Origin of the sequence: Pseudotabrizicola formosa, assembly GCF_002900965.1 — a bacterium.
GTDB lineage: Bacteria > Pseudomonadota > Alphaproteobacteria > Rhodobacterales > Rhodobacteraceae > Pseudotabrizicola > Pseudotabrizicola formosa.
Window position 1 is genome coordinate 137,522 of record NZ_PJOM01000001.1, and the last position, 14,892, is coordinate 152,413.

The window sequence follows — 14,892 nt, forward strand, 5'->3', positions numbered from 1 at the left end:
CCATGTCACTTGCCGCCATCCAGTCCCGCCTGACCGCCGCCTGCGCCGCCCATGGCCGCGCGCCCGGGTCGGTCCAGCTGATCGCCGTGTCAAAGGTGCAGCCGCTGGACCGCGTGGTTGCGGTGCTGGATCAGGGCCACCGCCTGTTCGGCGAAAACTATGTGCAGGAATCGCAGGCCAAATGGCCCGACCTGCGCGCCCGTTTCGGGCCGGTGCAGGTCCACATGATCGGCCCGCTTCAAACCAACAAGGCCAAAGTAGCGGTAGAGCTGTTCGATGCCATCCACACTGTGGATCGCCCGTCACTGGCTGAAAAGCTGGCAAAACTGGCGCAGGCGCGCGGTGCCAGCCCGCAGCTTTTCATACAGGTCAACACCGGGGCCGAGCCGCAAAAAGCCGGCATCCTGCCGGATGATACCGATGCGTTCCTCACCCAATGCCGTGCGATGGACCTGCCGGTGCAGGGCCTGATGTGCATCCCGCCCGAAGGCGCAGACCCGGCCCCGCATTTCGCCATGCTGGCCCAGATGGCCGCACGCAATGGCCTTTCCGGCCTGTCGATGGGCATGAGCAGCGATTTTGAGGTGGCCATCGCCCATGGTGCCACCCATATCCGCGTCGGCAGCGCCATTTTCGGCGCGCGCGACTACGGCTGATCAGACCATCCAGACCCGTGCATAGGGCGGCAGGGCCACCGCGCCATGATGCGTTTCCACCACATGGCCCGACAACATGTCGTGCATCTGGCTGACGCCCTGCGCGCGCACCCAGTCCTCGGGCACCTGCTGCCAGTGCTCGGTAAAGTTGAACAGGCACAGCACCACCCCGGTCGGGGCCAGCCGCTGAAACGCAAAGACGCCGCGTGCTTCGGGGAAGACCACCCGTGTGCCATTGCCGGCATGCAGCGCCGCGACCCCTCGCCTGCGTGCCAGAATATGCCGGGTGCCCCAATAGACCTGCGCCGCCGGGGTGGTTTCGTCATTGCGCCGTGCCACCGCCTGCCAGTCCATCTGCGGCCGGTGAATCCAGCGGCTGTCATGCGCATGGGCGGGCACCTGCAGATAGCCGTAATCATTCGGCAGGGCCAGTTCATCCCCCATGTAGATCAAGGGGATGCCGCCAAAGCTTGCGATCAGGGCATGGCCCATCAGCATCCGCTGCACCGCCAGATCCACCCCCGCCGCATCGCCCGTGGCTTGTGCCCGCTCCAGCCCGGCCAGCGCGGCAAAACTGCCGGAAATGCGCTTGTCGCCGGTGTCTGGGTTCACCTGAAACAGCGCGCCTTGGGCGAAAGACCCTGGAAAGCTTCCCTCATAGAAATCGGACAGAAAGGCCCTGTGCGCCGGACCCGACAGGCCCACCGCATGCGCATCCTCATCCGTTATTGCCCAGCCGATATCGTCATGGCAGCGGATATAGGTGGCATAGGTCGCATTGCGCAGGGTTTCGGGGAAATGCGTGGACAGTACATGTGCCATAAGCCCCGTGTCACGCGTGGCCAGCGCGCTCCAGAACTGCACCATCAGGCTGTTGTGATAGGCAAGATTGCCCTCTTTGCCATCATGCTGCCCGCGTCCCAGATAGGGCAGCATTTCCGCAGGCGATACAATCGCCTCTTCCAGATGAATCACCGCCGGGGCGGCGATGCGTGAACAGGCCCGCAGCGCTTGCAACAGCATATGCACCTCGGGCTCTGACTGACAGCGCGTGCCCAGCCGTTTCCACATGAAGGCCACCGCATCCAGCCGCAGCACATCGACCCCGCGATTGGCCAGATGCAGCATGATCTCGACAATTTCCAGAAACACCTGCGGGTTGGCCCAGTTCAGATCCCACTGGTGTTCGTTGAACGTGGTCCAGACCCAGCGATCAAAGGCCGGGTAATGCGTGAAATTTCCCGGCGCATGTTCGGGAAACACCTCAACCAGTGTTTCGGAATAGCGCGCGGGCATCTCGGGCGAGTCGAACATCAGGTAGTAATCCTGAAAGCGTGCATCGCCCTTGGCCGCTTTCTTGGCCCAAGGATGCTCTTTCGCGGTGTGGTTCAGCACCAGGTCGATGCACAACGAGATCCCGCGCTGCCGCAACGCCCGGCTGACCTCTTCAAAATCGGCCATCGTGCCATAGGCCGGGTTGATCTGCCGGTAATCCATCACCGAATAGCCGCCATCGCTGTCGCCCGGGCGCGGCTTCAGGCAGGGCATGACATGCACGTAAGTGATGCCCAGGTCGGTCAGATAGTCCAGCTTGTCCAGCACCCCGCGCAAGGTGCCGGCAAAGCGGTCGATATAGAACACATAACCCGCCATGTCCGACCGCTGAAACCAGTCCGGCTCCAGATCTCGTTTCAGGTCCAGCCGTTTCAGGTCGGCGGGCCGCGCGGCCCAGGCTTTCTTCAGCGCCTTCAGAAGGTTGGCACGAAAGGCATCAAAGGCCGGGTGGCGGCCATAGAGCGCTTCCAGCATCGGCCAGAGGTCAGAGGCAGACCGGTCAAGGCGCAGCGCGAAAATCTCGTCATCCGCCGATGCGCGTGCCAAGGCCATGGTCGTCCTCCCGTGGTGTCGGCGACAGATTAGGCAATCCAAAGCGGTTTGGAAAGAGGCTAGCCCCGGATGATCAACCGCGTCCGATGCTGGATCCGTGCCGCAATCCACAACAGATCTGCCCGCGCAAAGGCAACGCAGCCCGCCGTCGGATACCGCGGTTTGCGCCAGGTATGGACAAAGATCGCCGATCCGCGCCCCGGCTCCGCCTGTGGCCAGTTCCAATCGGTGATCAGGATCAGATCGTACAGCGGATCTGGCCGTTGCAGCCGCTCATGGCTGTGGGGATGCGGCAGACGGACCATCAGATTGTAATCGCGGTCTTCACTGTCATCCGACCAGCGGTCGGCGGGGGCCGTTGGCAGCGCCCAATCCGCAGGTGGTGCCAGCCGCGCCGGGTGATACAGCATCCCGACAATCCGGTGCGTGCCAGCGGGGGTGGCCCCGTCGCCCTCCCGTTTGGCGCGGGCGGGCACAATCCCGCCGCGCCCGACCACGCAGGGAAACCGCCGCCCCATGAACCGCGCGCCCCAGCGCGTGATCACCAGATCGGCGGGCGTCACAGCAGATGCCCCGACTTTGCCGCCTTGGTCGCCAGATAGCCCGCGTTCTGCGCGGTCTGGCCCACCTGCAAGGGCACCCGCTCCACGACCCGCACGCCGCAAGACTCCATCATCGCAAGCTTTTTCGGGTTGTTGGTCAGCAACCGCACCGCCGAAAATCCCATTCCGCGCAAGATATCGGCACCGATCCGAAAATCGCGCTCGTCATCCTCGAACCCCAGCCGATGATTGGCTTCCACCGTATCAAACCCCTGATCCTGCAAGGAATAGGCGCGCATCTTGTTGGCCAGCCCAATCCCGCGCCCCTCTTGATTGAGGTAGAGCAACACCCCCGCGCCCTCAGCCCCCATCTGGGCCAAGGCCGCACGCAGTTGCGGGCCGCAGTCGCATTTCAAAGATCCCAGCACATCGCCGGTAAAACAGGCCGAATGCAGCCGCGCCAGCACCGGGGCCTTGCGGTCGGGCTGGCCGATCTCGATCGCGTAATGTTCATCCCCACCATCTTCGGGGCGGAAGATATGCACGCGCCCGGCATCAGAGGCGACCATCGGCAGCCGCGCCGAGGTTACCTCATGCAAGGGCGAAAGCTGCAACAGGGCAGGGGCCACGGCATCCAGGGTCAGAAAGGTCAGCCCCAACTCTGCCGCCAGCGCAAGACCATTGGGCACGGTCACCAGCAGGGCCGCAGGCAACAGATGCGCCGATTTTGCCAAAGCCAATGCCGCCCGGTGCAGGTCTGCCGCGCCTTCGCGCACCGACCGCAGCGGCCCCTTCATTGGCATCCGCAAATCATCGGCCGGGTCGGCCAATGCGCGCAGCCACGCGACATCCGCATCGGCAGGCACCGTGATCCGCGCCAGATCGCCATCATAGGCCCGCGCCTTGAGCGTCTCGGCCCGCCGCGCCGTCAGCGCCAGTTCCGCAGCCCCCAAAGCCCGCAAAGACCCAAGCCGGTCCGCCGCCAAGGCTTCGACCGCCACCACCAAGGCCGCGCGCCCGCCCCCCGACAGCACAATCGGCACGCCCATGCGCAGGTCGCCCCGCGCGCGGGTCAGCCGTTCGGTAATCGTTGGCGCAAGGGTCATGGCACTCTCCTGCGCCCATCTCTAGCCGGGGAATTGCGCAATTGAAACATATCCCCCGCTGCTCACACGTCCGCGTGAGGCAAAGGTTGCAATTCTTGTGACCCGCGCCGCGCACGCTCATGTGATAGGGCAGAGAACAAGGGAGGCCCTGATGGCACAACTTCGCAAGATCCTGCTGGTGGACGATGATGACGACCTGCGCGAAGCGCTGAGCGAGCAATTGGTCATGACCGAGGATTTCGACGTGTTCGAAGCTGGAACCGGGGCCGAAGGTATGGAAAAAGCCAAGGCCGCGCTCTACGATCTTGTCATCCTGGATGTCGGCCTGCCCGATACCGATGGGCGCGAGTTGTGCCGCCGGATGCGCAAGCAGGGCGTCAAGTGCCCGATCCTGATGCTGACCGGGCATGACAGTGATTCGGATACCATTCTGGGTCTGGACGCGGGTGCCAATGATTATGTGACAAAGCCCTTCAAGTTTCCGGTGCTTCTTGCCCGCATCCGGGCGCAATTGCGCCAGCATGAACAATCCGAAGACGCGATTTTTCAGCTCGGCCCCTATACCTTCAAACCGGCGCAAAAAATGCTGCTGGATGACAAGGAAAAGAAAATCCGCCTGACGGAAAAAGAGACCAACATCTTGAAATTCCTGTACCGGGCGCAATCCGGGGTTGTGGCGCGGGATGTGCTGCTGCACGAGGTCTGGGGCTATAATGCCGGGGTCACCACCCATACGCTGGAAACCCATATCTATCGTTTGCGGCAGAAAATCGAACCCGATCCCTCGAATGCGCGCATTTTGGTCACAGAAAGCGGTGGATATCGGCTCGTGGCGTAAGGTCCTATTGTCGCCGTATTCACCCTTATTATACCTTTAGGGTTGAAATTGGCGGAATGGATTGACCGCTTGTTTTCCTGAAGTTCCCCTTGTCGTGTCGGGGTTATGGCACGGCACCTCCCTGTTGGACCTGGCCGGGCCTCGTGCCCGGCCTTTTTTTGGCCGTCAGACCCAGTGCTTTGAAAAAATCATCCTGCGGCGGGAACCGGACAGCACCATCCGGGGTTTGAAAATCACCTCCCTGTTGGACCTTGGCCCGGACCGAAAGGTTCGGGTCTTTCTTTGCCATAGCCTGCCCATCCCGGCTGTCGCGGGAATTGATCCTGGCAAGCCTCGCTCCCTTGCGCCAAGCGCTGCCACGACAAGGGTTGAGAAGCCCCGCACTGCCGCCTAACCTGCGCGCGACCCAAAGGAGACGCGCCATGACCTTCACCCTCGCCACCTGGAACATCAATTCCGTGCGCCTGCGCGAAGGTCTGGTGGCCCGTCTGATGGCCGAGGAATCCCCAGACATCCTCTGCCTGCAGGAATGCAAAAGCCCGGTCGACAAGATCCCGGTCGCGCAGTTTCAGGCGCTTGGCTATCGCTACATGGTGGCGCGCGGCGAAAAGGGCTATAACGGCGTGGCCATCCTGTCGAAACTGCCGATCATGGATGCAGGCGAGCGGGATTTTGCCCGCATGGGCCATGCCCGCCATGTTGCAGCCCGGCTGGAAAACGGGGTGACGATCCACAACTGCTATGTGCCCGCAGGCGGCGACATTCCCGACCGCGAGATCAACCCGAAATTCGGCCAGAAGCTCGATTTCCTGACCGACATGCGCGAATGGTGCCGCTGGGACAAGCCCGACCGGTCGATCCTTGTCGGAGACCTCAACATCGCCCCGCGTGAAGATGATGTCTGGAGCCACAAGGCCCTGCTGAAGATCGTCAGCCACACCCCGGTGGAGGTCGAGCATCTCAATCAGGTGATGGAGGCTGGCGGCTGGCAGGACATCACCCGCAAGGACATCCCCCAAGGCCTGCTTTACAGCTGGTGGTCCTACCGCGCCGCCGATTGGGACGCGGCCGACAAGGGCCGCCGGCTTGACCATATCTGGGCCTCGGGCGACATCGCCAATGCGGGCCATTCCAGCCGCATCCTGCGCCCGGTGCGTGGCTGGCTGCAACCCTCTGACCATGTGCCGGTCTTTGCGACCTTCGATCTATAGCGGCAGGCCAAACGCCCTTACCGACCGCGTATGAACCCCGTCCCGCCGCGCCGGGCACGTACCGCCAGCGATACGACGGCATAGGTGGCAAAGCCCGGCAGGTCCGCCAGCGCCAGCCGCATCAGCCCGGCCATGCGCAGCGCAGGCTTGCCCTCGCGTGCCATCAGCCCGGGGTGCGCGGCCCACAACTCGCGCCCGCCCGCATCCTGTCGGCGGCGCACGCGGACCAAAGCGGCAAACCCCTCGATCATCGGCCACAGATAGGGGGCGTCCACCTGCACCCGCTCTTGCGGTTCGAACTGCACCCTCACAAAGGTGTCGTCCGAAATCAGGGCCGGAAACGCATCCCAGCGCGTGCGTCCTGCCGCATTGACGGCAAACAGCCCATAACCGGGGGCCGTCGTCTGGTTAAACGGCAGCTTTTGCCAGAACCGGGCATAGGCGCGCGTCACCGCCGTTTGTGCGCGGGGAATGACCGGCGTGCCGCTGGCATAGCGCGGGGCCTCGGTGCTCAGCACCGCGATCAGCGCCGAAAGCAGCCCCGGCGACACGCAGACATCGGCATCCAGATACAGCCGCAGCGGGTGGATCGCCGCCGCATCCCCTGCGTTGAGCGCACCGGGCTTTGACCCCTGCGCCAGCTCCAGCACCGCGCTGGTCCACCCCGGGGGGAGGTGTTCTGCAAATGTTTCGCGCGCGAAACGGGCCGTGGCGTCGTGGCAGCCATTCGCCACCACAATTACCTGCACCCCCGCCGCATCTGACGCGCACAGGTGCCGCAGGCAGGTGCCGATGTAGCCCGCCTCGTTCGAGGCCGGAATGATCACGCTCAGCACGCAAGGCACCCTTTTGCCAGAACCTGCCAGCGTGGGTTGTCATCGCCCAGATGCCTGAGCGCGCCCCAACTGCCCCATTTCCCGGGGGTCGCCAGATCGACAAAGGCATTGAACGGCTCGGGTGTGACAGCCGCCCAACCCTGCATCACCCGGTCGTAAAGCTGCGCCATTTCGGGGGTGTAATTCAGGTGGACGAAGAAGGCGGTCAGCAGGTCGTCATCGACCTGTGCGCCATTGCCCACCACATGACTGCCGCCTTCATACATCATCAGCCGCAAGCCATGCGCTTTCGCCACCTGTGCCTGATGCGGCAAGGTGCGGGTCAGGTAATCCTCTACGCTGTCCTCGGCACTGCCGGTCACGGCGCCGCTTTCCAGTTCGGGCATGGCCAGCGTCACGGCCCGGTCAAACCGATGTGCGGCCACGAACGCATTGGCAGCCGCACCCTGCAAACCCTGCGCTTCTGCCCCGGCCCGCGCCGCCGCCTCGGACTCCGCAATCCACTGCCGCACCACCGGGGCCTTGTCATCGCTGCCCAAAAGCGCGCTGAAATAGCCGGTAATGGCATAGGCGTCGAACAGGGTTGCCGGGGCGGGCCTGCCTTCGGCGATCACATCGGGCGCTGCCAATATCTGCTCTTCCAGCCCCAGCCAGCCGGTCTGCGTTGCCAGAATGCGCACCAGCCGGGTGTCTGCCTCCGCGCCATAGACATCGGCCCAGATCGTCGCCACCTCGCCCGCGCGCAGGGCGTAATATTGCACCCATTTCGCGTCACTGCCCCAGCGCGCGCGGCCCTGGTCTTCGGCCCAGACCGCCTGATCGAATTGCCAGTTCCACACCTCGTTGGAAAACTCGACATGCGCCACCAATCCGGGGTCCAGACCGTCGCGGGCTGCGGTTGCGTAAAACCGTACAAGGTCATCGCTCGCCAGATGCGGCAGGGTAAACCACGGATTGGCCCCCAGTTCATTCGCCAGCGCCACCATCACCTCAATGGGCGCGCCGCGCCGGGTCCATGTATAGTCGTCCGGCTTTGGCCGGTCCTCCAGCCGTGCCAGGGGGCTGTCATTGGTGCGCATCCAGTCCATCAGCCGGATCGTCTTGACCCCGCGCAACCGCGCCAGCCAGTCGGGGTTGAAGATCTGCCCCGCCGCCAACAGCGCCGCCCGGTCCTCGCGCAGGATGACGATGTCCCGGATCGGGTCTGCGGCATCAACGGCATCGACATGCAGAAAGACGCCACCGATCCCCGGGGTGAAGTCAAACTGCGCCGCACCCTCGGCCAAGACCACATTCTGCGCCCGACCTTCGATGCGCAGATCGCCCTTGCCCTTGAAGCGGACGATATAGCGCCCCGCGACACCGCCCGCATCTGCGGGCAGATCCACCAGCACCAGCGTGGAAATGCCGGTAATTTCGGGCGGAATGGCAATCGGCCAGCCGTTCGGCCCCAAGGCTCCCGCCGCCGCCAGCCGGTCATGATCCCAGCCGCCATATTGGCCGGGCAGATGGCCGGTCCAGTCGCGGGCGGTCTTCATCACGTCAAGGAAGGGCTGCTGGACCGACCAGTCGGTGATGCCATGCAGACCCAGGGCAAGATTGGGGTTGGTGATGGGTGTCAGCGCGGCAGGGGCGATCCCCGCCTGCGCCACCGTTGGGGCAGGGGAAGGCTCCGCCTCCGGCACAGGCGCTGCCGTGGTCTGGGCGGGGAGAGAGGCCGCCGCCCGTGCGCCGGGTGCATTGGCGCGCACCGTCTCCCATGCCAGCCGCTGGAGCACGGCCGCCAGATCATCGGCGATCACGGCCTCGCGGCTTAGCCAGCTGCGCGTCATCCGGGCGGGCAATCCTTCGGGTGATGCCCCGGTGATCGCGGCGATATGGACCAGTGCCACGAAATACTTTCCCTTGTCCGACAGGTGGATGTCGTCGGAAAAGAACGCGTCCATCGAGGCCACACCCGGCACCATGCCCGCCGCAACCGCATCCGCCAGCCGCGCCATCGCCTGCCCTGCCGGGATCAGCGCCGCATCGGTGCCAGAGTCCTGCAAGGCCCCTTCCCACAGCGGCAGATCGGCTGTGAGCCGCTCGCGCCACGGCAAGGCCGAGTTCGGGTTGCCCTCCACCGGGCCGGCCGTGCGGCTGTGCCATGTTTCATAGACAAACACCCGCGTCTCCGGGTTCGCCGTCCGTGCCAGATCGGCATAGGCCGCAATCATCCCGGGCGTATCGTTCCAGCGCAAATGCTCCAGCAGCGGAATCGCTTCGGTCAGGATCAGCACCTCGGTCTCGCCCTTGGCCAGTTCGGCGCGCGCATCGACCCCCTCGGCGGTCGCCCCGTTTTCCAGATTGAACCGCAAGGGCGCGCCGTTGATGATCTGCGCCGATACGCTCGCGGGCCGGTCCATCAGCCGCAATCCGCCCTCGATCAGGGGTGGCAGATCGGGGCCGACAAGGCTGTGACCCACGAAGAGAATATCTGTCAACAGCGCAAGAAATCCCACCGTGCCACCTTATCCGCTCGCTACCCCGGTCAGACCATAGCGAAGAACCGTTGCCCAGACTATCCGTTGCAGGACCAATGCGGTCTGCTCTGGCAGCGGCATGCCATCAGCCTCTGTCTGGCCCGGCGGCAAGCCTTCCGGGCTGCGTTGATAGATCACCGCATAATGGGTCAGCGCCATCAGATAGGCCCCGACGGGGTTGAGGTGAATCTTGTCCACGGCCCCGCCGGCATCCCGCGCAAACAGGTCATCGCGCGAGCCCAGGCCCGGTACCTCGCCTGCCTCTATCGCGCGCACCACTGCGGCCATCACCGGTCCGCCGGGGATCACATAGATCTCACCTACCCCCGGTTGCGCCATGGCACCCGCCAGCAGAGCGCCTTGCCAATAGCGCGCGCTGTCGCGGTCGATGCGCTGCAACCAGCCTTCGGGGTCATCGGTCGGGTGCCAGGTTTCATACAGGTATAACCGCACGTCGGGCCGCGCCGCCCGTGCCCGGCGCGCCCAGAGCGCAAGATGGCGGGCGCTGTCATGATAGCGGATGGCATCGCGGATCTCGACCATCTCTGTCAGCACCACCACGGGATAGGCACCACTGTCCAGCGCCTCTCCTGCCGGGCGGTGGTTGGCATGGGCGTTCTCGGTCTCAAAGCCCGCGACATCGCCGGTCCAATGGTTCTTCAGGCTGCTGCCCCAGCCCAATTGGCTGGCATGATCATGCCCGCCCATCTGCGCCAGCATCAGCGGCATATCGCGCCCGACCAGCGAATGCCCGAGGTGATACACCGCCACCGGCCCTGTGGGTGCTGCGACTGGGGCCGCAAGCCGCGCCGACAAGGCGTCTGGTGCCAGCGGTTTGACCATCCGGCCCTGCTGACCCCACCACAGCCCCCCGGCCAGGGCGGCGATCCCCAGTGCAAGCATCCTCTTCCGCATCGCTTTCCCCCTGTTTCCCGCTGTCATATCTGATAACCCTGAAACCGAAAGACCAGATGGAGGCCGCCTTTTGCTGACCTTTCTCATGACCCGCACCGCGCAAAGCCGCGCCCGGTTCTACCGGGTCGAGGTCGCCTATAACCTGTTCGGCGAATATTCCGTCGTGCGGGAATGGGGGCCAAAAGGGCGGGGTGGGCAACATCTTCTGGTCTGGTTTTCCAACCTGCGCGATGCCTGCATGGCGGCCGAGCGGTGGCGCAAGCGGGCGATGCGGCGGGGTTATGTGACCGAAGGAACACAGCGATGACACATCTATGGGTGCGGGCCGAACAGCGCCCGAATGAAGAACGCGTGGGCCTGACGCCTGACGGGGCCGCCGCACTGGTGCAGGCGGGGCTGCGGGTGACGGTGGAGAAATCATCTGTCCGCGCCATCCCGGTGGAGGGATATGTCCAGGCAGGGGTTGAGATTGCCGAGGAAAACAGCTGGCCGCAGGCCCCTGCCGATGCCATCATCTTCGGCCTCAAGGAATTGCCCGAGGACGGCACGCCGCTGCCGCACCGCCACATCATGTTTGGCCATGCCTACAAGGGCCAGCCTGCCGGGCGCGACCTGCTCAAGCGCTTCAAGGCGGGCGGCGGCACGCTCTATGATCTGGAGTATCTGGTGAATGAAGAGGGCCGCCGCGTCGCCGCCTTCGGCTATTGGGCGGGCTATGCCGGGGCGGCGGTGGCGCTCAAGACATGGGCCGCGCAACAGCGGGGCGACAGGATCGGCCCGGTTGCCAAATACCCGGGGCGGCAGGCTCTGCTGGAGGATCTGGCGGCGGAAATGCAATCCATGCTGCGCCCCCGCGCCATTGTCATCGGGGCCTTGGGCCGCGTCGGCACCGGCGCGAGTGATCTGTGCGAAGCGCTGGGCGTGACTGTCACCAAATGGGACATGGCGGAAACCGCCAGCGGCGGCCCGTTTCCGGAAGTCTTGCAGCATGAGATCTTCCTCAACTGCATCCTTGCCCGTCCCGGCTGCCCGGTCTTTGTGCCCGCCAGCGCAAAGACGGAGTCCCGCACGCTGACCGTGATCGGCGATATCGCCTGTGATCCGACATCGGATTTCTCGCCCATCAAGGTCTATGACCGTGCGACCGATTGGGCCGCCCCCGCCCTTCGCGTGGCCGACACCCCGCCGCTGGATGTGACCGCCATCGACAATCTTCCGTCCTTGCTGCCGGTGGAAAGCAGCGAGGATTACGCAGCGCAACTTCTGCCCAGCCTGCTGACGCTGACCGCGCTAGATGCGGGCGTCTGGGGCCGGGCAAAGGCGGAGTACGACCGCCATATCGCAACTGTCTAAGGAATTACGGATATGACACTTCATTGGTGCGGCACCGGCCTGTCCTCGATCCCCGGTCTGCGGCGGTTGATTGACGCCGGCCACAAGGTCGTTGTGTGGAACCGCACGGTCGACAAGGCGCGTGACGCTGTGGGCGACATTGCCACCGATCTGCGCGCCTTTTCCATGGAGGCGCTGTCCGACGCCCTGCATCCCGGCGATATTGCCATTTCCATGCTGCCCGCCGATCAGCATGTGCCGATTGCGCGGCTGTGCCTGGACAAGGGCGCGCATTTTGTGTCGTCCAGCTATATTGCCCCTGAGATGCGGGATCTGGATGCGCAGTTCCGCGAAAAGGGTCTGGTCAGTTTGAACGAAATCGGGCTCGACCCCGGCATCGACCACCTGATGGCGCATGATCTGGTGGCGCGCTACCGCGCCAGCCCCGCCTATCACGCCGGGAATGTGCTCAGCTTCACCAGCTATTGCGGTGGGGTGCCCAAACAGCCCAACCCATTCCGCTACAAGTTTTCATGGGCCCCGGCAGGCGTGCTCAAGGCGCTGCGCTCGCCGTCGCGCAGTTTGCGAAACTTTTCCGAACTGCGCGTCAGTCGCCCATGGGAGGCGATCACCGGGTATGACGCGCCCTTGCCGACCCCTGAATCCTTCGAGGTCTACCCGAACCGCGACAGCCTGCCCTTCATCGCCGACTACCGGTTTGACCCGGAATGGAAGCTGCGCGACTTTGTCCGTGGCACCCTGCGCCTGAACGGATGGGCCAAGGCCTGGGAGCCGATCTTTGCCGAGGTCGAGGCTCTGGAAGGATCACCCCCCGCGCAGATCGACGCTGCCCTGACCGCCCGCGCCAATGCGCTGTTGAAAGACAATTCCTACGCGCCGGGCGAGCCTGACCGCGTGGTGCTGTTCGTGTCGCTGAAGGCCGAACGGGATGGCAAACCTGTGTTCCACGAGACATGGGCAATGGACGCCGCAGGCGATGCGCGTGGCACGGCGATGGCGCGTCTGGTCTCGGTTCCGGTCTCGCTGGGGGTGGAAGCTGTGGCCGCACGGCAGATCGCGGCCGGCGTGCATGCCGCCCCGCATGACCCCACCCTGATTGCAGACTGGATGGAACAGGTGCAGGGGCTGGTTCAGTATCTGGACCGCATCGACCATCTGGCCTGAGGGCCGGCGCTGCGCGGGGTGGCCGTTCTAGGTGACAGACACCCTGCGCATCGGCTATGCTCTGCGCTGACAAGCACCGGGAATCCGGGCGGGCAGGGCAGGCGGAACCTTATGGCCTTTTATCGCGCATCTCAGGGCGGCTTTGGCGCGGGTGGCTGGCGCACGCGCCTTGCTGTCTGGCGCGCGGCGCGTGGCCCTGTGGCGCAGGGCTTCACCTCATCGCCCGAACCCCGGTCGATCGGCCTGTTTGCCAAGGGGCGGCAGCTGGTGGCGGGCAATTTCCTGTTTGCGGGGCACCTGATCGAATCCCCGGGGGCGGGCCCATGGGACATTGCCCCGCCCGATGCCGATTTCGCCGCCGAGCTTCACGGATTCGGCTGGCTGGATGATCTGGCGGCGCTTGGGGATGCCCAAGCCCGTCTGCGCGCCCAAAGCTGGACGCAAGACTGGATCACCCGGTTTGGCGCAGGTCGTGGTCCGGGCTGGACGCCCGACCTGACCGGGCGGCGGGTGATCCGCTGGAGTCACCACGCGCTTTTCCTGCTCAACAGTGCAGACAGCGAGGCGACCGATGCCTATTACCGCGCGCTGACCACCCAGACCCGCTATCTGTCGCGCCACTGGTCCAGGGCCGCCCCCGGCCTGCCACGGTTCGAGGCGCTGACCGGGCTGGTCTACGCCGGTCTGTCGCTGATCGGACTGGAGGCACTGGTTGCCCCCGCTGTCGCTGCCCTTGCCGCCGAGGCCCGGACCCAGGTGGATGAGGGCGGCGGTATTGCCACCCGCAACCCCGAAGAGCTGCTGGAAGTGTTCACCTTGCTGAACTGGGCCGCCCAAGCCCTGACCGACGCCGGCCACACCGTTCCCAATGACCATCTTGACGCCATCGAGCGCATCGCCCCCACCCTGCGCACCCTGCGCCATGCCGACGGCGGGCTGGCCCGCTTTCATGGCGGCGGCAAAGGTGCCGAAGGGCGGCTGGATCAGGCGCTGGCCACGGCGCGCATCCGCCCGCACAAGCCGCTGGGTCATGGCAGCGACCCGGCGATGGGCTATGTGCGGATCTCTGCCGGGCGCACGTCAATGCTTGTCGATGCTGCCGCCCCGCCCGGCGGCTATGCCGGTGGATCGGCGCATGCCTCCACGCTGGCGCTGGAGGTGACCTCGGGCCGCCGCCCCTTGGTGGTCAATTGCGGTTCCGGCGTGCCCTTTGGCACCGAATGGCGGCGCGCAGGCCGGGCCACGCCATCGCATTCCACGCTTGGCATCGACGGGGTCTCCTCCTCGCGCTTTGGCACCGGGACGGGCGAGGTGCTGGAAGAACGGGCCGCCATCCTGACCCTGCGCCAGCAGTCCAGCACCGACGGGTCGGCCTTCCATGCCGCCCATGATGGCTGGGCCCTGACCCATGGCCTGACCCATGCCCGCGATCTGGCCCTCTCTTCCGATGGCCGCCACATCGCCGGGGCCGATACCCTGATTTCGCTCAACCCGCAGGGCAAGGCCCGGTTTGAACGGGTGCTGGCCGCCACCGGGGGGCAGGGCGTTGCCTTTTCCATCCGCTTTCACCTGCACCCCGACACTGATTCGACCCTCGACATGGGGGGGAACGCGGTGTCCGTTGCGCTCAAGTCGGGCGAAATCTGGGTGTTTCGCCATGACAACCGCGCCCGTCTGTCGCTGGAACCATCGGTTTATCTGGAACGGGGGCGGCTCAAACCCCGCGCGACCAAACAGATCGTGCTTTCGGCCGTTGCGGCCCAGATTGAAACCCGTATCGGCTGGACCTTGGCCAAAGCACAGGATACTCCGCTTGCCATCCGCGATCTGGACCGCGACGACACCCCGGTCCCCCTCTGACC

The 14,892-nt window shown here is 64.9% G+C and carries 13 protein-coding genes; 7 read left to right on the plus strand and 6 right to left on the minus strand.

What is annotated here, in order from left to right; all coding sequences use genetic code 11:
* Positions 1-2: 2 nt before the first annotated feature.
* On the plus strand, positions 3-656 hold the full coding sequence (locus tag CXR43_RS00685; protein WP_103332138.1) for a YggS family pyridoxal phosphate-dependent enzyme: 654 nt from the start codon (positions 3-5) through the stop codon (positions 654-656).
* Here the strand turns inward: CXR43_RS00685 and CXR43_RS00690 are convergent, their stop codons facing one another.
* The 3 genes from CXR43_RS00690 to ribA are packed head-to-tail and all read right to left on the minus strand — an operon-like array spanning position 657 to position 4,191.
* Positions 657-2,543 carry an amylosucrase gene (locus CXR43_RS00690; RefSeq protein WP_246831243.1) on the minus strand — a complete coding sequence of 629 codons (1,887 nt, stop codon included), beginning with the start codon at positions 2,541-2,543 and terminating at the stop codon, positions 657-659.
* 59 nt (positions 2,544-2,602) lie between these two features.
* The gene (locus CXR43_RS00695; RefSeq protein ID WP_103332732.1) at positions 2,603-3,061 is read right to left on the minus strand and encodes a L,D-transpeptidase family protein; all 459 of its coding nucleotides are present in this window, start codon (positions 3,059-3,061) and stop codon (positions 2,603-2,605) included.
* Positions 3,062-3,102: 41 nt separating this feature from the next.
* Entirely contained in the window at positions 3,103-4,191 is a 1,089-nt protein-coding gene (ribA, locus tag CXR43_RS00700) for a GTP cyclohydrolase II (protein WP_103332139.1), read from the minus strand.
* 151 nt (positions 4,192-4,342) lie between these two features.
* On the opposite strand from ribA, the gene CXR43_RS00705 reads away from it, so the two are divergent.
* Positions 4,343-5,029, plus strand: a complete 687-nt coding sequence (locus CXR43_RS00705; RefSeq protein WP_103332140.1) for a response regulator transcription factor — start codon at positions 4,343-4,345, stop codon at positions 5,027-5,029.
* A 422-nt stretch (positions 5,030-5,451) separates the two neighbouring features.
* On the plus strand, positions 5,452-6,240 hold the full coding sequence (locus tag CXR43_RS00715) for an exodeoxyribonuclease III (RefSeq protein ID WP_103332142.1): 789 nt from the start codon (positions 5,452-5,454) through the stop codon (positions 6,238-6,240).
* Positions 6,241-6,257: 17 nt separating this feature from the next.
* Here the strand turns inward: CXR43_RS00715 and CXR43_RS00720 are convergent, their stop codons facing one another.
* The 3 genes from CXR43_RS00720 to CXR43_RS00730 are packed head-to-tail and all read right to left on the minus strand — an operon-like array spanning position 6,258 to position 10,513.
* On the minus strand, positions 6,258-7,076 hold the full coding sequence (locus CXR43_RS00720; protein ID WP_354000996.1) for a glycosyltransferase family 2 protein: 819 nt from the start codon (positions 7,074-7,076) through the stop codon (positions 6,258-6,260).
* Complete coding sequence (locus CXR43_RS00725; protein WP_103332144.1) at positions 7,070-9,577, minus strand: hypothetical protein; 2,508 nt, start codon at positions 9,575-9,577, stop codon at positions 7,070-7,072. Before CXR43_RS00725 ends, CXR43_RS00720 begins: the two co-directional genes overlap by 7 nt.
* A 9-nt stretch (positions 9,578-9,586) precedes the next feature.
* Positions 9,587-10,513, minus strand: coding sequence for a hypothetical protein (locus CXR43_RS00730; protein WP_103332145.1), 927 nt, complete (start codon positions 10,511-10,513; stop codon positions 9,587-9,589).
* A 70-nt stretch (positions 10,514-10,583) separates the two neighbouring features.
* On the opposite strand from CXR43_RS00730, the gene CXR43_RS00735 reads away from it, so the two are divergent.
* The 4 genes from CXR43_RS00735 to CXR43_RS00750 all read left to right on the plus strand — a co-directional run bounded on the left by CXR43_RS00735 (position 10,584) and on the right by CXR43_RS00750 (position 14,890).
* Positions 10,584-10,820: a WGR domain-containing protein gene (locus tag CXR43_RS00735; protein ID WP_435530773.1), complete on the plus strand. Its 237-nt coding sequence runs from the start codon at positions 10,584-10,586 to the stop codon at positions 10,818-10,820.
* Positions 10,817-11,866: a saccharopine dehydrogenase gene (locus CXR43_RS00740; RefSeq protein ID WP_103332147.1), complete on the plus strand. Its 1,050-nt coding sequence runs from the start codon at positions 10,817-10,819 to the stop codon at positions 11,864-11,866. The genes CXR43_RS00735 and CXR43_RS00740 overlap by 4 nt, the downstream gene beginning before the upstream one ends.
* A gap of 12 nt (positions 11,867-11,878) precedes the next feature.
* A complete protein-coding gene (locus CXR43_RS00745; RefSeq protein WP_103332148.1) occupies positions 11,879-13,030 on the plus strand; it encodes a saccharopine dehydrogenase C-terminal domain-containing protein in 1,152 nt (383 codons plus the stop codon).
* A gap of 111 nt (positions 13,031-13,141) precedes the next feature.
* The gene (locus CXR43_RS00750; protein ID WP_103332149.1) at positions 13,142-14,890 is read left to right on the plus strand and encodes a heparinase II/III family protein; all 1,749 of its coding nucleotides are present in this window, start codon (positions 13,142-13,144) and stop codon (positions 14,888-14,890) included.
* Positions 14,891-14,892: the final 2 nt, after the last annotated feature.

Coding starts and splice junctions, on each gene's coding strand:
- CXR43_RS00685 (WP_103332138.1), top strand. CDS start 3: ATGTCACTTGCCGCCATCCAGTCCCGCCTGACCGCCGCCTGCGCCGCC.
- CXR43_RS00690 (WP_246831243.1), bottom strand. CDS start 2,543: ATGGCCTTGGCACGCGCATCGGCGGATGACGAGATTTTCGCGCTGCGC.
- CXR43_RS00695 (WP_103332732.1), bottom strand. CDS start 3,061: ATGGGGCGGCGGTTTCCCTGCGTGGTCGGGCGCGGCGGGATTGTGCCC.
- ribA (WP_103332139.1), bottom strand. CDS start 4,191: ATGACCCTTGCGCCAACGATTACCGAACGGCTGACCCGCGCGCGGGGC.
- CXR43_RS00705 (WP_103332140.1), top strand. CDS start 4,343: ATGGCACAACTTCGCAAGATCCTGCTGGTGGACGATGATGACGACCTG.
- CXR43_RS00715 (WP_103332142.1), top strand. CDS start 5,452: ATGACCTTCACCCTCGCCACCTGGAACATCAATTCCGTGCGCCTGCGC.
- CXR43_RS00730 (WP_103332145.1), bottom strand. CDS start 10,513: ATGCGGAAGAGGATGCTTGCACTGGGGATCGCCGCCCTGGCCGGGGGG.
- CXR43_RS00740 (WP_103332147.1), top strand. CDS start 10,817: ATGACACATCTATGGGTGCGGGCCGAACAGCGCCCGAATGAAGAACGC.
- CXR43_RS00745 (WP_103332148.1), top strand. CDS start 11,879: ATGACACTTCATTGGTGCGGCACCGGCCTGTCCTCGATCCCCGGTCTG.
- CXR43_RS00750 (WP_103332149.1), top strand. CDS start 13,142: ATGGCCTTTTATCGCGCATCTCAGGGCGGCTTTGGCGCGGGTGGCTGG.